22 protein-coding genes are annotated in these 23136 nt (G+C 29.5%); 15 read left to right on the top strand and 7 right to left on the bottom strand.

Annotation, left to right across the window (positions count from 1 at the left end; genetic code table 11):
• Positions 1 to 20 precede the first annotated feature (20 nt).
• From LXD69_RS00490 to LXD69_RS00445, 10 genes are all read left to right on the top strand, one after another.
• Positions 21 to 920: a MerR family transcriptional regulator gene (locus LXD69_RS00490; RefSeq protein WP_246916602.1), complete on the top strand. Its 900-nt coding sequence runs from the start codon at positions 21 to 23 to the stop codon at positions 918 to 920.
• A 28-nt stretch (positions 921 to 948) separates the two neighbouring features.
• A complete protein-coding gene (locus LXD69_RS00485; RefSeq protein ID WP_246916600.1) occupies positions 949 to 2412 on the top strand; it encodes a phytoene desaturase family protein in 1464 nt (487 codons plus the stop codon).
• Positions 2412 to 3251 (top strand): phytoene/squalene synthase family protein, encoded by an 840-nt coding sequence (locus LXD69_RS00480; protein WP_246916598.1) that lies wholly within the window; start codon positions 2412 to 2414, stop codon positions 3249 to 3251. Before LXD69_RS00485 ends, LXD69_RS00480 begins: the two co-directional genes overlap by 1 nt.
• A complete protein-coding gene (locus tag LXD69_RS00475; RefSeq protein ID WP_045972653.1) occupies positions 3251 to 3700 on the top strand; it encodes a sterol desaturase family protein in 450 nt (149 codons plus the stop codon). The genes LXD69_RS00480 and LXD69_RS00475 overlap by 1 nt, the downstream gene beginning before the upstream one ends.
• Before the next feature lie 94 nt (positions 3701 to 3794).
• On the top strand, positions 3795 to 4325 hold the full coding sequence (locus tag LXD69_RS00470) for a hypothetical protein (protein ID WP_246916596.1): 531 nt from the start codon (positions 3795 to 3797) through the stop codon (positions 4323 to 4325).
• Positions 4326 to 4348: 23 nt separating this feature from the next.
• Positions 4349 to 5470 carry a hypothetical protein gene (locus LXD69_RS00465; protein WP_246916594.1) on the top strand — a complete coding sequence of 374 codons (1122 nt, stop codon included), beginning with the start codon at positions 4349 to 4351 and terminating at the stop codon, positions 5468 to 5470.
• A 51-nt stretch (positions 5471 to 5521) separates the two neighbouring features.
• Positions 5522 to 7504, top strand: coding sequence for a T9SS type A sorting domain-containing protein (locus LXD69_RS00460; RefSeq protein ID WP_246916592.1), 1983 nt, complete (start codon positions 5522 to 5524; stop codon positions 7502 to 7504).
• A 564-nt stretch (positions 7505 to 8068) separates the two neighbouring features.
• The gene (locus LXD69_RS00455) at positions 8069 to 8644 is read left to right on the top strand and encodes a Crp/Fnr family transcriptional regulator (protein ID WP_246916590.1); all 576 of its coding nucleotides are present in this window, start codon (positions 8069 to 8071) and stop codon (positions 8642 to 8644) included.
• A gap of 62 nt (positions 8645 to 8706) precedes the next feature.
• Complete coding sequence (locus LXD69_RS00450) at positions 8707 to 9720, top strand: NAD-dependent epimerase/dehydratase family protein (protein WP_246916588.1); 1014 nt, start codon at positions 8707 to 8709, stop codon at positions 9718 to 9720.
• A 984-nt stretch (positions 9721 to 10704) separates the two neighbouring features.
• Entirely contained in the window at positions 10705 to 11613 is a 909-nt protein-coding gene (locus LXD69_RS00445) for a T9SS type A sorting domain-containing protein (RefSeq protein WP_246916586.1), read from the top strand.
• 450 nt (positions 11614 to 12063) lie between these two features.
• Here LXD69_RS00445 and lptB read toward each other — a convergent pair whose 3' ends face one another.
• From lptB to LXD69_RS00425, 4 genes are all read right to left on the bottom strand, one after another.
• Positions 12064 to 12861, bottom strand: a complete 798-nt coding sequence (lptB, locus tag LXD69_RS00440; protein WP_045972647.1) for an LPS export ABC transporter ATP-binding protein — start codon at positions 12859 to 12861, stop codon at positions 12064 to 12066.
• Between the two features lie 152 nt (positions 12862 to 13013).
• Positions 13014 to 13364 carry a carboxymuconolactone decarboxylase family protein gene (locus tag LXD69_RS00435; protein ID WP_045972645.1) on the bottom strand — a complete coding sequence of 117 codons (351 nt, stop codon included), beginning with the start codon at positions 13362 to 13364 and terminating at the stop codon, positions 13014 to 13016.
• Between the two features lie 3 nt (positions 13365 to 13367).
• On the bottom strand, positions 13368 to 14195 hold the full coding sequence (gene tatC, locus LXD69_RS00430) for a twin-arginine translocase subunit TatC (protein WP_045972643.1): 828 nt from the start codon (positions 14193 to 14195) through the stop codon (positions 13368 to 13370).
• On the bottom strand, positions 14195 to 15160 hold the full coding sequence (locus LXD69_RS00425; RefSeq protein WP_045972835.1) for a KpsF/GutQ family sugar-phosphate isomerase: 966 nt from the start codon (positions 15158 to 15160) through the stop codon (positions 14195 to 14197). Before LXD69_RS00425 ends, tatC begins: the two co-directional genes overlap by 1 nt.
• Positions 15161 to 15246: 86 nt before the next feature.
• On the opposite strand from LXD69_RS00425, the gene recQ reads away from it, so the two are divergent.
• On the top strand, positions 15247 to 17442 hold the full coding sequence (recQ, locus tag LXD69_RS00420) for a DNA helicase RecQ (RefSeq protein WP_045972641.1): 2196 nt from the start codon (positions 15247 to 15249) through the stop codon (positions 17440 to 17442).
• A 58-nt stretch (positions 17443 to 17500) separates the two neighbouring features.
• Here the strand turns inward: recQ and LXD69_RS00415 are convergent, their stop codons facing one another.
• Entirely contained in the window at positions 17501 to 17863 is a 363-nt protein-coding gene (locus LXD69_RS00415; protein ID WP_045972639.1) for a DUF983 domain-containing protein, read from the bottom strand.
• Positions 17864 to 17953: 90 nt separating this feature from the next.
• Between LXD69_RS00415 and LXD69_RS00410 the strand changes: the two genes are divergently transcribed.
• A complete protein-coding gene (locus tag LXD69_RS00410) occupies positions 17954 to 18820 on the top strand; it encodes an AraC family transcriptional regulator (protein ID WP_246916584.1) in 867 nt (288 codons plus the stop codon).
• Here the strand turns inward: LXD69_RS00410 and LXD69_RS00405 are convergent.
• Entirely contained in the window at positions 18817 to 19053 is a 237-nt protein-coding gene (locus tag LXD69_RS00405) for a hypothetical protein (protein ID WP_246916582.1), read from the bottom strand. The two genes, LXD69_RS00410 and LXD69_RS00405, sit on opposite strands and share 4 nt — an antisense overlap.
• Positions 19054 to 19137: 84 nt before the next feature.
• Between LXD69_RS00405 and LXD69_RS00400 the strand changes: the two genes are divergently transcribed.
• Together LXD69_RS00400 and LXD69_RS00395 are read left to right on the top strand one after the other, a co-directional pair.
• The gene (locus tag LXD69_RS00400) at positions 19138 to 20184 is read left to right on the top strand and encodes a DUF2891 domain-containing protein (protein ID WP_246916580.1); all 1047 of its coding nucleotides are present in this window, start codon (positions 19138 to 19140) and stop codon (positions 20182 to 20184) included.
• Between the two features lie 47 nt (positions 20185 to 20231).
• On the top strand, positions 20232 to 21788 hold the full coding sequence (locus LXD69_RS00395) for an NAD(P)/FAD-dependent oxidoreductase (protein ID WP_246916578.1): 1557 nt from the start codon (positions 20232 to 20234) through the stop codon (positions 21786 to 21788).
• A gap of 53 nt (positions 21789 to 21841) precedes the next feature.
• Here LXD69_RS00395 and LXD69_RS00390 read toward each other — a convergent pair whose 3' ends face one another.
• Positions 21842 to 22288, bottom strand: coding sequence for a cold-shock protein (locus LXD69_RS00390; RefSeq protein WP_045972629.1), 447 nt, complete (start codon positions 22286 to 22288; stop codon positions 21842 to 21844).
• 318 nt (positions 22289 to 22606) lie between these two features.
• Here LXD69_RS00390 and idi point away from each other — a divergent pair, with 318 nt between their 5' ends.
• Positions 22607 to 23134 (top strand): isopentenyl-diphosphate Delta-isomerase, encoded by a 528-nt coding sequence (idi, locus tag LXD69_RS00385; RefSeq protein WP_045972831.1) that lies wholly within the window; start codon positions 22607 to 22609, stop codon positions 23132 to 23134.
• Positions 23135 to 23136 lie beyond the last annotated feature (2 nt).

Below are 23136 nucleotides of genomic sequence, written 5' to 3'. Positions count from 1 at the left end.
TTAACGATTATTTAAAAACGATGAACAATTTAAAAGCTGTTTTTAGTGTAAAAGATCTTGAAAATTTATCAGGAATAAAAGCACATACTATTAGAATTTGGGAAAAAAGATATGCTATTTTTTCTCCTAGTAGAGATGAAAATAACATAAGGTCTTACAACTCAGACGATCTCTTAAAACTGCTTAACATCTCTTTTTTAAATAGTTTTGGATATAAAATATCTAAAATATCATCATTATCCATTGAAGAAATAAATGATTTAGTAAAACAAATCTATTCAGATAAAAACAATGCCTCCTTAGCTATTACCTCATTAAAATATGCAATGTTTAATTTTAATGATACATTATTTCATGAAAATTATGAGAAACTAGCTAAAACTAAAACATTTGAAACTATTTTTTATGAAGTATTTGCACCACTTCTTGATGAAATAGGTGTTTTGTGGCAAATATCTACCTTAAAGCCCATTCATGAACATTTTATAAGCTCTTTAATAAGACAAAAACTATATACTGAAATTGAACAAGTAAGTAAAAAAGAAAAGAATAATAAGAAAAAAGTTTTTGTTCTCTATTTACCATTCAATGAAATACATGAATTAGGATTACTTTTCATAAATTACATATTACTCAATAGAGGGTATAATACCATTTTTTTAGGAGAAAGCGTTCCAATGGAAGATTTAGAAGATATGGAAACCTATTTTGAAGAAGTCTGTTTTGTTTCTTATTTCACAGTACAACCAGAAAACGAAGAAGTAGACAACTACCTAGAAAAATTTAGTGAGAGAATTTTAAAAGGAACACCAAATAAATTATTTGTCTTAGGGAAAAAAGTTCAACAAGTAACTAAAAAATATAATGGTATTACATTATATTCTGGAATACAAAATTTAACACTCGATTTAGAAAATTAAATAATAGTAAGTATAAAACCGATAATTAATGAATAATAAAATCATAATAATTGGCTCAGGATTTGCATCACTTTCGGCAGCTTGCTATTTAGCAAAAGCAGGAAATGAAGTTACTGTTTTTGAAAAAAATGAAACAGTAGGAGGAAGAGCAAGAAGATTATCAAAAGAAGGCTTTCATTTTGATATTGGACCAACATGGTATTGGATGCCAGATGTCTTTGAGAAATTTTTCAATGATTTTGGGAAGAAAGTATCCGATTATTATGAATTAGAAAAATTATCTCCAGCTTATGAAGTATATTTCGAAGAGAATGAAAAAATTACTATTTCAGATAACTTAGAAGATATTGCATCCACTTTTGAAAATATAGAAAAAGGAAGTGCTGAAAAACTACGTGCTTTTATTAAAGAAGCACAAGAAAATTACAAAATTGCAGTAGAAAAAATGGTATATAAACCAGGCGATTCACCTTTGGAATTAGTAAATGCAGAAACAATTGTACGTGTTAATCAATTCTTCTCTACAATAAGTCAACAAGTAAGAAAGCGATTTAAAAATGAAAAAATAATTAAAATTTTAGAATTTCCAGTTTTATTTTTAGGAGCAAAACCATCAAATACACCTTCGTTCTATAGTTTTATGAATTTTGCCGATTTTGGATTAGGAACTTGGCATCCAAAAAAAGGAATGTATGCCGTGATAGAAGCAATAGAAACACTAGCAAAAGAATTAGGTGTTGAAATTGTAACGAATGCAAATGTTACTAAGATTTTAGTTGAAAATAAGAAAGCAAAAGGAATTTGTGTTAATAATGAAAACAAGTTTGCTGATATCATTTTAAGCGGAGCCGATTATCATCATTCCGAACAATTATTAAATGAAGAAGATAGAATGTATTCTGAAAAATATTGGAACAAAAAAATATTTGCACCATCATCATTATTATTCTATGTTGGATTTGATAAAAAATTAAAAAATGTATCGCATCACACATTATTTTTTGATACACCATTTGAAGCACATGCAAAAGAAATTTATGACACAAAAGTATGGCCAAAAAAACCATTATATTATGCTAGCTTTCCATCGATAACAGATTCCTTTTTTGCTCCCGAAGGAAAAGAAGCAGCTACATTTTTAATACCGATTGCACCAGGATTAAAAGATACACAAGAAATTAGAAATGAATATTTTGATAAAATTATAAATCGATTAGAAAAAACAACGAATCAATCAGTTAAAGAAAACATTATATTCGTAGAATCATATTGTATAAATGATTTTATAAAAGATTATAACTCCTATAAAGGAAATGCCTATGGATTAGCAAATATATTAACCCAAACCGCATTTTTAAGACCCAAAATAAAGAGTAGAAAAGTTCAAAATTTATTTTTTACAGGACAATTAACAGTTCCTGGACCAGGTGTTCCACCTTCATTAATCTCTGGAAAAATTGTAAGTCAAAAAATCATAAAAGAATTCTCCTAATGAAAGCATTATTTGACCAAGCATCTTTAGAATGCAGTAAAAAAATAACGAAAAAGTATAGTACTTCTTTTTCATTAGCCATAAAAATGTTATCTCCTGATATTCAGGATGAAATTTATGCTATTTATGGATTTGTTCGTTGCGCAGATGAAATTGTTGATTCTTTTGAAGGATACGAACAAGAAACCTTATTAGATGAGTTTGAAAAAGAATATCAAAAAGCATTGGATAGAAAAATAAGTTTAAATCCCATTTTAAATGCTTTTCAAAAAGTGGTTCATCAATATGGTTTGCACGATTTAGTTCCTCCATTTATGCATAGCATGCGAATGGATTTAACAAAGAAAGAATATACTTCAATAGAAGAATTTGAAACCTATATTTTTGGATCTGCCGATGTTGTCGGTTTGATGTGTTTAAAAGTGTTTGTAAAAGGTGATGAAACCAAATACAATGAATTAAAACACAGTGCAATGAAACTAGGATCTGCTTTTCAGAAAGTAAATTTTTTGAGAGATTTAAAACATGATTATGAAAATTTAGGTCGTATTTATTTTCCAGGTGTTAATTTTTCTTCGTTAACCAATGAAAATAAGAAACAAATTGTAGCCGAAATTAACGCTGATTTTGAAGAAGCTTTTAAAGGAATTTTAAAATTACCAACAGAAGCAAAATTTGGAGTTTATACAGCGTATAGATATTATAAAAGCTTAATGAAAAAAATAAATAAAACCGAACCAGAAGAGTTTTTAAGTAAACGAATTCGCGTTTCAAATCCTTTAAAATTACTAATTTTGGGAAAATCATACGTTCGCTATCAATTAAATATTATTGCCTAATGACTATTCTATTCTATTTTATAACAACTCTAGTTACTTTTTTACTCATGGAAGCAGTAACTTGGCTTACACATAAATTTGTAATGCATGGTTTTTTATGGTATTTACATGAAGACCATCATCAACCAAAGTATAATGGTGTTTTTGAAAAGAACGATGCTTTTTTTATCATTTTTGCCATTCCAAGTATTGCCTTATTCTATTTTGGAGTAAATCCAACTTTGAATATTTTGTTTTTTATAGGATTAGGAATATTATGTTATGGGATAGCCTATTTCTTAATTCACGATGTATTAATCCACCAACGATTTAAATGGTTTAAGAATACAAAAAATAAATATTTAGTAGGATTAAGAAAAGCACATAAAATACACCATAAACATTTAGGAAAAGAACATGGAGAATGTTTTGGAATGTTATATGTACCTTTTAAATATTTTTCGATGTGAAATACATGTATTCCATATCATTTTAATATTCAAAAAATCCTTTTGAGGATTTTTTTTGTTTTTAGATTATCCTTTACATTTATAAAAAAACAACATGAAAAAAATAATTTTACTTTTGCTTATTACTTTCACTTTAAGTTGTTGTAACAAAGACGATGACACTCCTTCAAATCCAGTAGACCAACTTCCACAAGCTACTCAAATAGGAGCAAATACATTTGGTTGTCTTTTGGATGGAGTTGTTTTCAAACCTGGAAATGTAAGTAATCCACTTGATGCACAATATCAATTAATTAATGGTAGTTTTTATTTTAGTTTAGATGCAGCTAGGAGATACGATAATAGTAATTATATATCAATAGGTTTAGGTACTTTAAATTTAGAATTATTTCAAGGTAATATCTATCCTCTTTTAGAACAAGAAGATGGAAAAGCAAATGGATCTTTTTTTTATAATACATCTATTACTTATACATCTATTAATAAAACTGGTGAGCTAAAAATTACCAAATTAGATCAAGTTAATAACATTATATCTGGTACTTTTTGGTTTGATATAATTGACAGTCAAGGTGTTTTTCATCAAATACGGGACGGTCGTTTTGATGTGCAATACACAAATTGAAAAATTTAAAACAACTATAATTTATGAAAAAACTTTTCCTTTTTAGTAAAGGGTTTCTATTGCTTTGCCTTTTTGTAACCCATTTTAGTAGCGCACAAACGGTTAATACCGATTATGCTACACAAATTAACAATACGTTTCAAAACCTTGATAAAACCAAAATACCTCACAAATTATTAATAGATTATGCTATGGAATTTGCTGAACTATCGGCTTATAACGGTACGTTAACTACTGATAATTTGGTGCATAGAGGGACTTATGCAGAAATTTACAATACTCTTTTAATGGCTCGTGTGCAAACTAACGTTGCAGGTTTAGTAAATCCTACAACTTTTAAAACGAATTGGGACAATCTACGTCAAAAAAATAAAATAGTAGTAAGTGGGTTGTATTACAAATACAATCAGTTTAAAAGTAATGCCTCTCCTAACTTTGTAACCATTACTAATAATAAATTGTATGATAAATATGTAAATGGGGTTTGGCAAAATCCTTATGATGAAAAGCAAGTATTTGCTGTAACAACTCCCTTGTTAAAATACAATAGTTTGTCTATGGAAGTGCAACTACCTAGCGCTTTGTGGTACACTAATCAAAGCAGCAGTGTGCAGAGTATTGCTGTAGATTTTAATGATGGTTTAGGCTATCAAACCCTTGCTTTTGGACAAATAAAAACAGTGTCCTATGCACAACCAGGAGTTAAAGAATGGAAATACAAACTCACGTTAACAAACAATCAAGTATTGTATAGCCATAGCAAAATACAAATAGATGCCGAAGTACCTCCTACAAATTCTAACACTGCTTTACAAAGAACCATCAATCAGCCATGTACTGTGAATCAATTTGGCATAGACCAAGTAGAATTTTATGGAACTCGTCAATATCTTGGGCAAGCCAATTCTGCGACCCTAGAAATCGATTATGCAAATACAAATGGTTGCGGCACCATTACAAAACCCTTAATTGTAGTAGAAGGTTTTGATAGTGGTTTATTAGGTATAGAAAATGTATTGGGAGAAAACGCTTTATCGGATTTTTTAAGACAAGTAAATCAAAATAGTGGATTAGAATTACCTTCACAAATCAATACTTACGATATCATTTACGTCAATTGGAATCAGGGGAAAGATTATTTGTAGCGCAATGCTTATCTATTAGAAGATATTATAAAATGGGTAAATAGTGTAAAAGTGGGTACTGCACCTAATGTAGTTTTAGGACAAAGTATGGGTGGTGTAATAGCACGTTATGCCTTGCGTGATATGGAAAACCAGCAAATAGATAATCCTTCAGTTCCTAGTTGGAATCATCAAACTAGTTTGTATATTAGTCACGATGCACCACACCAAGGAGCAAACATTCCTTTAAGTGTATTGTATTTTGCGAGACATTTAGGAGATCAATTTGTGGGAACACCTTTAGGTGACATGAATATTAACCCACAAGATGGTGCCCCAGTAACTATTGAAGATATTCAGGCCTTATTAAATGCACCAGGTACTAGGCAATTATTAAAAAACAATATTGCTTCAAACTTTGAAAAAGATAATAACTTAACTGATTCATGGCAAACAGAGTTACGAAACTTGGGGTATCCATTGCAAACTAGAAATATTGCAATTAGTAATGGTAGTCACTGTGCAAATCCACAGTCATTTCTGCCTAATGCAACCTTGTTTTCTTTAAGTGGTTATGGTAAAACATCTTTTTTAACTAGCTTCTTGACAGAGCTTTTAGGACCATTAAATGCGATAAACGATATCGCTTCAATTGGTTTGGCTATTTTATTTAACGAGCCAGGTTTGCTATTAGGAGTATTACCTGGAAATAGTAAATTTAGTTTGGATTTTAGTGCAAAAGCATTACCAAGTGCAGGTACAACTGCTCAAATATATAAAGGGAAGTTAGTTTTTACAAAAAAATTATTTTGGGCATTCAATATTAATGTTACACTAACAGATAGAAGTTATAATAATCCATCAGGAATATTATCTTATGACTATTATCCTGGTGGTAAATATCCAGTGCCTTTTAATTTTCAAAATTCATCCGTTAGCAATGCTTTTTTTAGTTTTGGTATTAGCGCACAAATTGCTCCTAATTTTAATTTTATTCCATCACCTAGTGCTTTAGATATAGGAAAAGGGAATGTTGCTTTAAACAATAATGATTATTTTGTTAAATACAATTCATTAACACCAACTGCTGCACCTAAAGATAGTCCGTTTGTTAATTTTTCTACTTCATTTAATAATAACGGTATTAATGAAAATCACATTTCGTTTAATACTAGAAATGGTAACTGGTTAGCAACAGAATTAGATAATGTAACTACAAATAGTGATATTTTTGATTGTACTTATATGTGCTCAGATAGTCAAATATCAGGTTTAAATTTACTTTGTACAACAGCAACTTATACGGCTCCTGAGGGTGGAACATTTAATAGTTGGACAATAACCCAAGGATCAAATTTAGTGACGGCAACTGGAATAAATACTCAAAATTTAACATTAACGGCATTGCCTAATGCTTCAGGACAAGTAACAATTTCACTATTAAAAGGTGATAATAATGTAAGATGTGGAAATTTAACCTTGACTAAAACGATATGGGTGGGTAAATCAATGCCTCACTATACTGCTGATAGAGTTGAATTTTGTAATTTTAATTATAGAGCTAAAGATTATCCTAATACAAATTCATATTCTACTTTTAGTTGGCAATATGTAAGTGGTTCAGGTGGAGCTTCTTCAAGTAATTTTTATTCTAATGGTGATTTTGCTCAATTTACCGCTTGTCCACCTTTTACAATTACAATGAAATTAATTGCCACTAATGCTTGTGGGACTAGTGAACAACTGGTGGATTTTTGGTTAGACAATGATGATGAGGAAATTAGTAGAAATGCTTCTCCAATAAACACTTTTTCTATTTATCCAAACCCTTCAAAAGATATAGTTACAATAGAATTAAGAGATAAAAATAATCAAACTCAAAAAGCATCAAAAATTTATGGTGAGTTATTTGATTTAATGGGAATTTCAAAATCAAAAGTTGAAATCAAAGATAATAAGGCTATATTTTCTGTTAATGGCTTAAATAAAGGTATTTATGTGCTGAAAATTTTTATTGATGATGCAGTAGAGAATCATCAAATAGCAGTAGAATAAAGACTATAGTTTTTTGGTTATTATAGTTACTAACATAAAAACATTATATATAATTTTTTATATTTTAAAAATAGATGTACTTATATGTAAGTATTTTTATTTTACTTTTTAAATATATGTATTTATATTGTGTATTTTTAACAAATTTTAATAGTAAAAACTTAGTTTATTATGAAATAAAAGCAAATTATCCAGACTCTTATAAAGCAGAGCTTAGAAACTGGGGTTTCCAAAAAGAAAAATATTAAATACAAAATAACTGAGTAAATAATATAATAGTTATTGAACTTGTAGTTTACTTTAAGCCACTATATTATTTAAATGCTAATCCCTAAAATGATTTTTCGTTTTAGGGATTTCTTGTTTTTTTTAAGACATAAAACCTCTTTAAAGGGGAAGTATATTTGATGATTTATAGCGAATTATAGTTATATTTGACAATTAATAAATATGGTATTTGTTATACAACTATCTAAAAAAGAGTGGTTTTGTATGATTTTATGATACATATAAACTAGTTAGTAGAACCCGATACTGGCAGACAGATTTTTCAAACTTTTCAAAATGCATAGACAATTATTGAAACTCATATCTCAAAATGTAACACTTTCCGACAACGACTCGGACTGGTGCAGACAGTATTTTGAACCCGTGTTTTTACCAAAAAACAAAGTTATTGAGGAAGAAAAAAAAATCCCAAAATATCTCTACTTCATAGTTTCGGGTTTTGTGCGGTTGTTTCATTACAATGACAAAGGAGATGAAGTAACAACACACATAAATTGTCCGCCTGGATTTATTACTTCGTATTTCAACTTTATCAATCAAACAAAGGCGAACGAAAATTTAGAGTGCATTACGGATTGTGAATTGCTTAGAATTACCAAAGACAATTTGGATTTGCTAACACAGCAAAGTAAAGCGTTTAAAGATTTCAGCATTTTGGTTTTTCAACAATCGCTTGCATATAACGACAATCGTTCAAAAGAATTAGCATCACTAACGGCAGAACAACGTTATCGAAAACTCATTGACAACTATCCACACATTTTACACAACGTTCCGTTGCAATATATTGCTTCGTTTTTAGGAATGAACCCAAAAAGTTTGAGTAGAATACGAAAGGAAATTATTAAGTAACATTTGCGAAGTGTGTTTGAAAAATCAATTTCGAACTTTGTTCCGTATTTAAACATTAAAATATGGCACAGAAAAATTTAGCATTGGTTACAGGCGCAAATGGACATCTTGGTAACAACTTAGTGAGATTGCTCATTGAAAAAGGCATTCCTGTTCGAGCTTCAGTTCGCAACATTAAAAACAAAGAACTCTTTTCGGGACTGAATTGCGAAGTAGTCCAAGCCGATATCACAGACAAACAATCTTTGATAAACGCTTTACGAGACGTTGATGTTTTTTATGCTGTTGGTGCAGCATTCAAACTTTGGGCAAAAGACCCGAAAAAAGAAATCTATGATGTAAATCTTGAAGGTACAAAACTGCAAATTGAAGCCGCAGCCGAAGCAGGCGTAAAACGAATTGTATATGTGAGCTCAATCGCAGCGTTGGATTATTCCAAAATTCCCACAAAAGAAAATTACGGTTATAATTCCGACCGCAGAGATATGTATTATAATTCAAAAAATGACGGAGAAAAATTAGCATTTGAATTGGCAAAAAAACACAACATTGAATTGGTTGCCGTGTTGCCTTCAGCAATGATAGGTAGTGAAGCGTTTGCACCACTAAACGTTTCTTACAATATCATCTACTTGATTCTGAAAAAACAAATCCCTGTTGAAACCAATATCACACTAAATTGGATTGACGTGAAAGACGTTGCCGAAGGTTGCTATTTAGCGGCAACAAAAGGTATAAATGGCGAACGTTACATCTTAGCAAATGAAAAATGCACATCAATAAAAAATACGACAAAAATTGCACAGGAGTTATTTCCAGAATTGAAAATTAAGATGCCTATGGCAGTTCCAAAAGCAATTTTATTTACAATTGCGTGGTTTATGGAAATAGGAAGTAAAATAAGCGGCAAAGCACCATTGCTCACAACCAAAGATATTGCAATGTTTTCAGGACTTCAACAAGACTTTGACATTTCAAAAGCACGGATAGAATTAGGTTTCAAACCAAAGAGTTCTGAAAAAGCAGTTAAAGAAGCTATGAAATATTTGAGTGAGAATGAAAATCGTTTCAACTGACGACAAAAAGGGTATGCTACTAACAACGCGTATATGCAATAGCGGTTTAAGTACAAACTTGAACCGTTTTTCATTTTATTAAAGTATATTGTAATCCGAAAAGTAGTCATATAAAATCCGCTTAAAAGATGGAAAATGTCAGATAATAGGCTTAATTACGAATAGAGTATGTTATTTATACGCTAAGAAATGGGATAAAAATCAGTTTGAAAAAATATCAAAAATCTCTAACCTAAAAAAATACCCAAATAATTTTCAATTTCTTGGCTCTGAAAAGTTTATAAAGGAGTTATTCCAATTAGATAAAATTAATCTGGATAAAATTAAAAATCGTTCATTCTACAAAATAGAAAACAAAATTTTACTGAATTTAAAAATGGAAATCAAATTCTAAAGACGCAAATTGATAATGTAATAGAAATAACTCACTTATACCAACAATACTATGGAACAAGTAATAAAGAATTTAAAAAAAACAAAAGACAATGTTCTAAAATTAATTCAAACTGATAATATTTGGATTTAAAAAAACAATGATATAATTACAGGATTTTGTACTTCAATGCATAAAGGAGCAAAAAAAACTATAATTTAGACTGTGTTTTTTTCATATTCAGAAAATTAATCAACGTACCTAATATAGGTTCTACTGTTTTGCTTCTTACTCTGACCATTCGTTTTTCATATTTAGCATTTTGAGTAATGATGTATCTTGTTATAATGCTCTTTTTACTATATTAAGTTAAATGCTAATTCCTAAGATGATTTTTCGTTTTAGGGATTTTTTATTTTTTAAGACACAAAACCTTTTTAAAGGGGAAGTATATTTGATAATTTATTAACAAATTATAGTTATATTTGAAAATTAATAAATGTGGTATTTGTTATACAATTATCTAAAAAAGGCTGGTTTTGTATGATTTTATGAGACATATAAATAAGTTAGAAAACATTAAAGCCTAAATAACTTTTAATTTTTTATAAATGAAACAATTTTATTTTTTAATTGCTCTTTTGTCTTTTATACTTCCTATTCATTCTCAAACATTAATAGCGATTCAAGATTTTGAAATTACTCCAACAACACCTACTTGGACTTTTACAGGTACTCCAAATTATAATAGTGGTATTTCAGCCTCTTCGGCTGCACCAGAAAATAGTCCAATTGGGATTAATAATTCAAGAGCTTGGGAAACAACACAAATTTCTGCTGGTTTAACAGTAGAATTTAGTAACATAGCAATTCCTACGGTATATGATGAAATATTATTTGAATTTAAATTGGCTGCTATGAATTTAAATGGCTCTTCTGGTGGACCTGATAATCTAGATTATGTTTTGGTTGAATATAGTCTCGATAATGGAAGTACTTTTTATAATAGATTAAGAATTAGGGGTGCTTTAAATAATAATAGTTTTTGGGCTTATGATGCAACAGGAATTGCGATTGTTGATTATCAACCAACTGATGAAGTACTTTTTCAGCCAACAAATTCTGGGTTGGCAACAGAAAATGGATACAGTACTGTTGGAATATTATTTCCAGGGACTATAAATCAATTAAAAATTAAAATAACAGCTAGGAGCAGTTCTGGTTCAGATACGTGGTTAATTGACAATGTAAGACTGTTAGGAGGCAGTGATTTATTAAATAATGATGAATTTACAATAAATCAAAATAAAATAAAATTATACCCTAATCCTAGTAGTGATTTTATTAAAATTTCAGGGTTAAACAAGAATGAAAATTTTAGTATTGATAATTTATTAGGTGAAAAAATTAAAGAAGGGGTTATTGGAACAAATGAAGCAATTGACATAAGTAATTTTTCAGGTGGAGTGTATTTCTTGAAATTAGATAATGGAAATATAATTAAATTTCTAAAAGAATGAAAAGTAAAAAAATACTAAGATTGGTAGCTGTTACACAGCCTTCATTTTTTTAAAAATAATCTTATTAAATGACTTTTTAGCGAGGTTGTTTTTTTACTACAAAATGCATTATTATTCAGAGAATACTAATATAAATAGGTTGTTCAATAACAATTTTCCTCGCTCTTCAAATTTTCCTGACTTTGGTGTGTATTAAGGTTATGTTTTTATTAAACGCAAAGGTAGTAAATTTTAGAATGAGGATATATAAGTCTAAACATTGTTTGTTTAATGTTTAAAAAGACTAAAGTTCTATTTTAATTTTAATCGTAACAAGTTATAGTGTAATGCGGAAATCGGGTGGAATTTTCTATTGAAAATTATTGCTCTCGGCTTAAATATGAGTAAGTGCTTTAAAAGGTGTATAAACAAAAAAGATTACCTCTCAGTAATCTCTTTTATAATAATTTTTTATTCTTCATTTTTCAAAACTTCTCCTTTTCCATGTATAATTGTAGTTTTTGGAGCTTCAAAATCGATTTTCTTTTTTCTTAATTCGAAATTCTGACCTAGATAAACTCTTCTTACTACTTCATCTTCTGCTAATTCTTCTGGTTTTCCCGCTTTAAGAATTCCTCCTTCAAACATTAAATAGGTTTTATCAGTAATGGCCAATGTTTCTTGTACATTGTGATCGGTAATTAAAATACCAATATTTTTATTCTTTAATTGTGCTACAATTCGTTGAATATCTTCTACAGCAACTGGGTCGACACCAGCAAAAGGCTCATCAAGTAAAATGAATTTTGGATCAGTAGCTAACGCTCTTGCTATTTCAGTACGTCTTCTTTCACCTCCTGAAAGTAAATCACCTCTATTTGTACGAATGTGTTGTAATGCAAACTCATCAATTAAGGCTTCCATTTTTGCTTCTTGTTCTGCTTTTGAAAGAGAGGTTAATTGAAGAACACTTAAAATATTATCTTCAATACTTAATTTTCTAAAAACAGATGCTTCTTGAGCCAAATAACCAATTCCATGTTGTGCACGTTTGTACATTGGGAAATTAGTAATATTCATATCGTCAAGAAAAATATTTCCGCTGTTTGGTTTCACTAAACCTACAATCATGTAGAAAGAAGTTGTTTTTCCAGCTCCATTTGGTCCTAGTAAACCTACGATTTCACCTTGATTTACTTCAACAGAAATCCCTTTTACAACACTTCTTTTTTTGTAAGTTTTTATTAAATTTTCTGCTCTTAATTTCATGTTCAGATTGTTAGAATAAATAAATTCTAATATTATTAGACAAATAAACAAATAAACCATTAAACAAATAAATGAATTAACAATTATTTAGTTTAGGCTGAAAAGGATTTAATTCAAAAGAAGATATGAATCCCTTATATGTTTTTTAGCGATTAGTTATTTGTTTCTTCTAAAGCTTCCCAGAATTCATAGGCTCTTCTTAAATGTGGAATTACAATTGATCCACCTACAAGAGTAGCAATTCCCATAGCTTCCATCATTTCTTCTTTTGTAATGCCTTCCTTATATGATGTTTCTAAATGGTATTTAACACAATCATCACAACGTAGAACAGCAGAAGCAACTAAACCTAAAAGTTCCTTCGTTTTAACGTCTAATGCGCCTTCCATGTAAGCATTTGTGTCTACATTAAAGATTCTTTTAATCACTTTGTTATTATCAGCTAATAATTTTTCATTCATTTTAGCACGATAATCATTGAATTCTTTTACTAAATCAGACATGTTTTAATATTTTTTTAAATCGGTTGTTGTAATTTCTTTTTTCATAACAGCAGCACTTATTAAAATACTTATTTCATATAAAATCATTATTGGTATTGCAACAATAATTTGACTAATTACATCTGGAGGTGTAATAATTGCAGATAAAACAAGAACAATAACAAGAGTGTATTTTCTGTATTTTCTTAAAGAAGAAGGTGTAACTAATCCTAATTTTGTTAAGAAATAAATAATAATAGGTAATTCAAATAATAAACCACTAGCAACGGCTGACGTTTTCATCAAGCTAATGTATGATGTAATATCAATGGAATTATTAATTTCTGCACTTACAATGTAACTAGCAAAAAACTGAACAGATAATGGAGCAATAACATAATATCCAAACAATACGCCTATAAAAAATAGTAATGAAGAAACTATGATAAATGCTGAAGCGTATTTTTTTTCTGTTTCATATAAAGCAGGGCTAATAAATTTCCATATTTCCCACAATATAAAAGGAAACGAAAATATAAAACCAACGGTTATAGAAGTCCATAAATGTATTGAAAACTGGCCACCCATTTCTCTATTTTGAATCGGGAGATTAATTTCTGTAATACATAAACTTTTATCTAATCCAAAATCTTGTGATAAATCACAAAAGAAACGATAAGTAATAAAATCGGGACTTTTAGGTCCAAAAATGATTTCATCAAATATGAAATTACTAAAGAAAAAAGCAACAACAGCACAAACTAATATGGCAAGAGTACTTCTTATTAATAACCACCTTAGTTCTTCAAGATGGTCTAAAAATGACATTTCACTAATGTTTTTCTTACCCATTATACAATTCCTTCTTTTAAAATATCATGTAAATGTAATATACCTTTATAAATACCATCATCTGAGACAACTAATTGTGTAATAGCATTGTTTTCTAAAATATTTAAAGCCTCAGAGACTAAAATATTTGAATTGATATGTTTAGGATTTTTAGTCATAATGTCTTTAGCTACCAAATGAGTAAATGTATCATTGTTGTTTAACATTCTTCTAATATCACCATCAGTAATAATTCCAATTATAGCTTTATTTTCTAAAACAGCAGTTACTCCAAGACGTTTTTCAGAAATTTCCATAATTACTTTCTTGATACTTGCTTCTGGTGCAACTTGCGGAGTATGAGTAGTATCGAGCATATCCTTAACTTTAAGTAAAAGTTTTTTGCCTAAAGCGCCACCAGGATGATAAATTGCAAAATCTTCACTTTTAAAATGGCGTAATTCCATTAAGGCAACAGCTAATGCATCACCAAGTACTAATTGAGCTGTTGTACTATTTGTAGGAGCTAAATTATTAGGACAAGCTTCGTTTTCCACAAAAGCATGTAATATATAATGCGATTCTTTTCCTAAAAATGAATTAGTATCTGCGGTCATTCCTATTAAAGTATTTCCAAAGCGTTTTAAAAGTGGAACTAAAACTTTTATTTCTGGACTATTGCCACTTTTTGAAATGCAAATAATAACATCTTCGGGTAATACCATACCTAAATCGCCATGAACAGCTTCCGCAGCATGAAGAAACACAGAAGGAGTTCCTGTTGAATTTAGTGTTGCAACAATTTTTTGAGCTATAATAGCACTCTTACCAATGCCAGTTACAACCAATCTTCCTTTTGAATTAAAAATAATTTTTGTGGCTTCAGCAAAATCATCAGTTAAATAGTTTACAAGTTCAGATATGCTTTTGCTTTCTGCTAAAATAGTATTCTTTGCCGAGTTTAAAATAGTCGATGTTGTGTCCAAAGTAGAAAATATATTAATGTTTTGTATTTCTAAAGAAAATTGTATCTTTATAATTGCAAATTTAGGTAAAATCATATTAATAAAGAATGAAACCAAACGAAATTGATTTACACAAAGAATTAAAGAAATATTTCGGGTTTAACCAATTCAAAGGACTTCAAGAACAAGTCGTTAACAGTATCATTTACGGAAATAATACATTTGTAATTATGCCTACGGGCGGTGGAAAATCATTATGTTATCAGCTTCCTGCTCTAGTTTTAGAAGGGACAGCAATAGTAGTTTCTCCACTAATTGCACTTATGAAAAACCAAGTTGATGCTATTAGAGGACTAAGTTCAGAATCTGGAATTGCTCATGTGCTAAATTCTTCGCTAACTAAAACGGAGATAAACAAAGTTAAAAGTGATATTACTTCAGGATTAACCAAGTTATTATATGTAGCTCCTGAATCGCTAACAAAAGAAGAATATACTCAATTTTTAAAAGGAGTAAAACTATCTTTTGTTGCTATTGACGAAGCACATTGTATCTCTGAATGGGGGCATGATTTTAGACCTGAGTATAGAAACTTGAGGAATATTATTAAACAACTGGGTGACATTCCAATTATTGGCCTAACTGCAACTGCTACACCAAAAGTGCAAGAGGATATTCTAAAAAACTTAGATATGCCAAATGCAAACACATTTAAAGCCTCTTTTAATAGAGCCAACTTGTATTACGAAATTAAACCTAAAACGAAGAATATTGAGTCTGATATTATTCGTTTTATTAAACAACACAAAGGAAAATCGGGTGTTATTTATTGTTTAAGTCGAAAAAAAGTTGAAGAAATTGCACAATTATTACAAGTAAATGGTATTAGTGCTGTTCCTTATCACGCTGGTTTAGATGCTAAAACAAGAGCGAGACATCAAGACATGTTTTTGATGGAAGATGTAGATGTAGTAGTGGCAACAATAGCCTTTGGAATGGGAATAGATAAACCTGATGTGCGTTTTGTAATACATCACGATATCCCTAAGTCGTTAGAAAGTTATTATCAAGAAACAGGAAGAGCCGGAAGAGATGGAGGAGAAGGACATTGTTTAGCTTATTACTCTTATAAAGATATTGAGAAGCTAGAAAAATTTATGTCTGGAAAACCCGTTGCCGAACAAGAAATAGGTTTTGCCTTATTACAAGAAGTGGTGGCTTATGCAGAAACTTCTATGTCAAGAAGAAAGTACTTATTACACTATTTCGGTGAAGAATTTGATTCAGAAACAGGAGAAGGTGCTGATATGGACGATAACGTTCGTAATCCTAAGAAAAAAGTAGAGGCACAAGAACAAGTAGAACTATTATTAAAAGTAATAAGGGATACAAAAGAACAGTTTAAAGCAAAGGAAATTATTTTAGCATTGAATGGTAAAGTTAATGCCATAATAAAAGCGCATAAAATAGATCTCCAACCATTATTTGGCAAAGGGAAAGCTTTTGATGATCGTTTTTGGATGGCGTTAATTAGACAAGTTTTAGTTTCAGGATACATTAAAAAGGATATTGAAACATACGGAATAATTAAGCTGACAGACAAAGGACATGGTTTTATTGAAAAGCCAGAAAGTTTTATGATGTCTGAAGATCATGAATATAGTGAAGCAGAAGACGAAAACATTGTTGCAGCAGCAAAATCATCTGCAACAACTGATGAAGCTTTGATGGCTATGCTAAAAGATCTTAGAAAAAAAGTAGCTAAGAAATTAGGTGTTCCTCCTTTTGTGGTTTTTCAAGATCCATCACTAGAAGATATGGCGTTGAAATATCCCATATCTATTGACGAATTAGGAAATATTCACGGTGTTGGTGAAGGAAAAGCGAAAAAATACGGAAAAGATTTTGTTGAATTAATCGCAAGATATGTTGAGGACAATGATATTATTCGTCCTGACGATTTAGTAGTAAAATCAACCGGAGCAAATTCAGGATTAAAGCTTTATATTATTCAAAATGTAGATAGAAAATTAGCTTTAGATGATATTGCAAAAGCAAAAGGTTTAGATATGGATGGTTTGTTGAAAGAAATGGAACAAATTGTTTATTCAGGAACTAAATTAAATATAAGCTATTGGCTTGATGATATCCTAGATGAAGATCAACAAGAAGAAATTCATGATTATTATATGGATTCAGAATCAGATAATATAAAAGATGCCTTAAAAGAATTTGATGGTGAATATGATATTGAAGAACTACGTTTAATGCGTATTAAATTTATATCTGAAGTTGCTAATTAAATAAGGAAAGATTACATATTAGAAAATTCCCCAATTAAATAATAATTGGGGAATTTTTTTATTTAGAATAATTTTTAAAAATATAGATCCAAATTAATCGCGATAGTTTTATGTTTGTAATAGATAAACAAAGAATTACAATCCCAATTATTGGAAAAATTCGCAAATCAAATGTTTTATCAAAAAAAGGAGCTGCAATAAAATAAGTAATTAAAGCTTCTGCACAACCTACAGCATAGTTTACAAACATTGCTCCAAAAAAGAAACCGGGCTCTTTTTCAAATTTTAAATTACAATTCGGACAATTTTCATTCATCTTAGGAAATCCAAAACCAAAATTGATAAGACCATTCTTAAAAACTTTCCCTTTATTACAATTTGGACATTTATTGCTAAAAAGGTTCATTATAAGATTTTTCATAGTATATAAATTTATGCAAAAGTAAATCAATATTCATTTTACTAAGTTTTGTATATTCGCTAAAAAGTGTACAAAAAAGACATTTGTTATATGAAACAATATCCTGTTTATGAAATAGAGAATTTTGAACAAAACATTTTTTACAATAATTTATATGTAAACTCTTTTACAGAGCATTTAAAAAAACATCACTTTATTGAAAAATTGCATCGTCACAATTTCTATCTTTTAGTTCTTTTTACTAATGGAACAGGAAAGCATACAATTGATTTTGATACGTTTGATATTACTAAAGGAAGCTTGTTTTTAATGCAACCAGGGCAAATTCATTCATGGAAGCTTTCTCCTGATATTGATGGATATATTGTTTTCTATTCGAAAGAAATTTTTAATCTTCATTTTAAAGAAAAAAGAATAGAACATTATCCTTTTTTTCAATCTTTCAAAAATAATCCTGAAATTCTTTTATCTGATTCTGAAATAGGACATTTACAACCTTATTTTGATTTAATGATTGATGAAAGTAAAAATAATAAACAATATAAAAGAGATAAGTTGTTAAACCTTTTAGATGTTATTCATATTGAAATAACTAGAATATATTCTTCAGAAACAAATCAGGAAAAACCAATTTATAATTATAAATTAAAACAGTTTGATGAACTTTTAGAAAAGTATTTTAAAACTGAAAAATCACCTTCTTTTTATGCTGATAAAATGGCAATTACTCTAAAGCATCTTAATAGAATTGTAAAAGCAACAGTAAATAAAACAGTTACAGAGTTAATAACACAACGTGTAATCCTTGAAAGTAAGCGATTAATGGTAGAACGAAAACTTACAATTAATCAAATTGCAGATGAATTAGGGTTTTCAAGTCCAAATTATTTCACAAAACTATTTAAGAAACATGAAGGTATAAAACCAAAAGAGTTTATTAAGCAAATGTCAAATTAGGAAGTATAAACTTCACCACGATGAGGTTTTAAAGCATCTCTAACTTCAATCATATTTTGTTCTTCAACTATTATAAATGCAACAGCATGCATTTCATTAATAATATCAAAACCAGTGATATTTAAAGGAAGTTTTTCAATTTCAATGTACTCTTTTAAATGAATTTCATGATGCTCGGCTGTTTTAGCAGCAGCTTGACCTCTAAAATCCCAAATTAATTTTATTTTACGCATTTGTGTTAATTTTATTGAATCGTTTTTCAAAAAAACCGATATTCAAAGGTAGCTTTTTATTAAATTTGAGAAAAACTTTATCAAATGAAATACTCAATCTTCTTTGTTTTTATAGTTGGTCAACTATTTTCCCAAGAACTAACCTTAGAACAAGCTAATCATTTAGCAACATTACCTATAAAATGTTTACAACAAGAATATCCGAATAAATTGAATCAATTATTAATTAATGATTCAGAGTTACAGTCTCCAAAAGAGCTTCATCCTGCTTTTTATGGTTGTTTCGATTGGCATTCTTCTGTTCATGGCCATTGGAGTTTGGTCTATTTGATTAATAATTTTAAGAGTCTAGATAATAAAGAAGAAATAATTCAAAAACTAGAAGTGAATTTATCAGAAGATAATATCGTAAAAGAAATGGAGTATTTTAATAAAGCTCATGAAAAGTCTTTCGAGCGTACTTATGGTTGGAATTGGTTATTAAAACTTCAATTAGAATTAGAACAAAGCGAAGAAAGTTTTGCAAAACCATTAGCCGAAAATTTAAAACCGTTAACTAATTTATTAATTGAGAGATATTCAGAATTTTTACCTAAATTATTATATCCAATTAGAGTAGGAACACATTCAAATACTGCTTTCGGATTAACAAATGCATGGGATTATGCTGTGTATTCAAATAATCTAAACTTTCAAAAAATAATTAAAGAGAATGCGTTAAGAATGTATTTGAAAGATGAAAATTGTCCGTTTACATGGGAACCAAGTGGAACTGATTTTTTATCGCCATGTATGGAAGAAATAGGTTTGATGCAACGCATTTTGACTGAAAAAGAATTTTTATCATGGTTAAATAAATTTGCACCAAGCTTGTTTAAAAAGAAATTTCAATGGGAAACGGCAAAAGTTTCAGATAGGACAGATGGTCATTTAGTACATCTTGATGGGTTAAACTTTAGTAGAGCCTGGAATTTGTATACATTAAGTAATCAATATCCTAAAATATTCTTTCATTTAAAAAAAATAGCCGACGAACATTTACAATTTTCACTACCTTCTGTTGTAGATGGAAATTATGAAGGGGAACATTGGTTGGCCTCTTTTGCATTGAGAGCTTTTGAGTCAAAATAATAAAATCAATTGATTACTTTTGCAAAAATAATAAATCAAAAAAAGAGATGCCTCGCGAATTTCAATTTCAAGTATCACCAGAAGTAGCAGCTAACGAAGTTTTGTTAGCCAATCATGTTGCTAAATTATTTCAGGTTTCTCCAAAAGAAATTCAAAAAGTAGTTATAGTTAAACGTTCTATTGATGCAAGGCAAAAAGCCATTAAAATAAATATTAAAGCAAATGTTTTTCTAGTTGGAGAACCTTTTGTTGAATCAAAAATTGAATTACCAGATTATCCTATTGTAACCAATGCTAAAGAAGTTTTAGTTGTAGGAGCTGGTCCAGCAGGTTTATTTGCTGCATTACAATTAATAGAATTAGGTTTAAAACCAATAGTATTAGAAAGAGGGAAAGATGTAAGAGGTAGACGTCGCGATTTAAAAGCAATAAATGTAGATCATATAGTTAATGAGGATTCGAATTATTGTTTTGGAGAAGGTGGTGCAGGAACTTATTCTGATGGAAAATTGTATACAAGATCAAAGAAAAGAGGTGATGTAGATAGAATATTACAATTATTAGTTGGTTTTGGAGCTTCGAATGAAATTTTAATTGAAGCACATCCACATATTGGAACTAACAAACTGCCACAAATTATACAAGATATTAGAGAAAAGATTATAACTTGTGGAGGTCAAGTTTTATTTGATACAAAAGTAGTAGATATCCTAATTAAAAATCAGGAAGTTGATGGTGTTGTTTTACAAGATGGAAGTGTTATACATGCAAATAAGTTAATTTTAGCAACAGGACATTCTGCTCGCGATATTTTTGAATTATTAGATAAAAAGAAAATACATATAGAGGCAAAACCTTTTGCATTAGGTGTTCGTGCAGAACATCCACAAGAACTGATTGATAAAATTCAATATTCATGTGATTTTAGAGGTGAATTTTTACCGCCAGCACCATATTCTATTGTAAAACAGGTATCTGGAAGAGGAATGTACTCTTTTTGTATGTGTCCTGGTGGAGTTATAGCTCCTTGTGCTACAAGTCCTGGAGAAGTGGTTACAAATGGTTGGTCTCCTTCAAAAAGAGATCAAGTAACAGCAAATTCTGGAATTGTTGTAGAGTTGAAATTAGAAGATTTTAAACCTTTTGCAAAATTTGGACCTTTAGCAGGAATGGAATTTCAAAAAGCAATAGAACAAAAGGCTTGGCAATTAGCAGGTTCAACTCAAAAAGTACCTGCGCAAAAAATGGTCGATTTTACTCAGAAAAAAGTATCATCAAATATTCCTAAAACATCTTATGTTCCAGGGACAACTGCTGTTGAGTTAGGAGAAGTATTTCCTAGTTTTTTAACTCAAACAATGCGTGAGGGTTTTGTACAATTTGGAAAATCTATGAATGGGTATTTTACAAATGATGCAATATTACATGCTCCAGAAAGTAGAACGTCATCACCAGTTAGGATTCCCAGAGATTCTGTAACATTAGAACACCTTCAAATTAAAGGATTGTATCCTTGTGGAGAAGGAGCTGGTTATGCAGGTGGAATTATTTCTGCTGCAATTGATGGAGAAAAATGTGCTTTGAAAGTGAAGGATGCATTATAAAACAAAAGGGATAGCATTGCTATCCCTTTTGTTTTATAATGTATATATCTAAATTAGATTTTTTTAACTCTTACAGCATTCATCCCTTTCATTCCTTTTTCAAGTTCATAAGTAACTTTGTTGCCTTCTTTTACTTCATCAATTAAACCTTTAACGTGGAAGAAAAACTTATTATCAGAATCAATTTCTTTTATAAAGCCAAAACCTTTTGAAGTGTCATAAAAATCAACAATACCTTTTCTTTCAGTATCTATTTCTTCTGATTCTTCTCTTTTTGGTATACCAATTTCGATGCTTTCAACATCAACAACTATTTTCTTAGAAGGATCTGGTGGAGTATCTGTTAAATGTCCATTTTCATCAACATAAACATATAAATCTTCACCAGCTAATTTTGGATTAGCTTTTCTTGCTTCTTTTTTTTGTTGTTTTTCTTGCTTCTTTTTTAAGCGAAGTTTTTCTTTTTCTTTTTTGTTAAACGTTTCTTGAGGTCTTGCCATTAACTGAATTTAATTTTAAGTGATTAATATAAAAAATTTAAAAAGGCTAGTTATTGCTCTGTTGAGATAGTACTTCGAGAAGTAATTAAGAGTAAATAAGGAAGGATTTATTAAATTTCTGTTTAGCAAAGATACAATAATAATTTTAGCTTATATAACTTATTTAAGAAATTGATTTTCAATATTTTGTTTGAAAGGAAAAAAAGATGTTATGAAAATGGAATAACCACTATTTCTTTTAAAGAAACGGGATACAAAAAAGGAAAGACAATTAGAAGCCAAACTTTTTTTGTACTTTTGAGAGATTATAATAAGATTATGAAAGAAGAAAAAGTAATTTTAGTAGATATAAACGATGAACCTATTGGGTTAATGGAAAAAATTGAGGCTCATGAACATGCATTGTTACATAGAGCTTTTTCGGTTTTTGTTTTAAACGATAATAACGAAATAATGCTTCAACAAAGAGCAGCTCATAAATACCATTCTCCTTTGTTGTGGACTAATACTTGTTGTAGTCATCAACGTCCAAGTGAAACTAATATTCAGGCAGGAAAGAGGCGATTAATGGAAGAAATGGGTTTTGTTACTGACTTAAAAGAACTTTTTCATTTTATTTATAAAGCGCCTTTTGATAATGGTCTAACGGAGCATGAATTAGATCATGTAATGATTGGACATTATAATGAAGAACCTAACATAAACAAAGAAGAAGTAGAAAGCTGGAAATGGATGAAAATTGAAGATGTAAAAGAAGATATGCTTGTAAATCCAGATGTTTACACCGTTTGGTTTAAAATTATATTCGATGAGTTTTATCATTTTTTAGAAAATCATAAAGTTTAATT

It is taken from the genome of Flavobacterium sediminilitoris (assembly GCF_023008245.1).
GTDB lineage: Bacteria > Bacteroidota > Bacteroidia > Flavobacteriales > Flavobacteriaceae > Flavobacterium > Flavobacterium sediminilitoris.
Note: the sequence above shows the minus strand (reverse complement) of the source record. Positions and strands in the feature narration are given on the sequence as shown.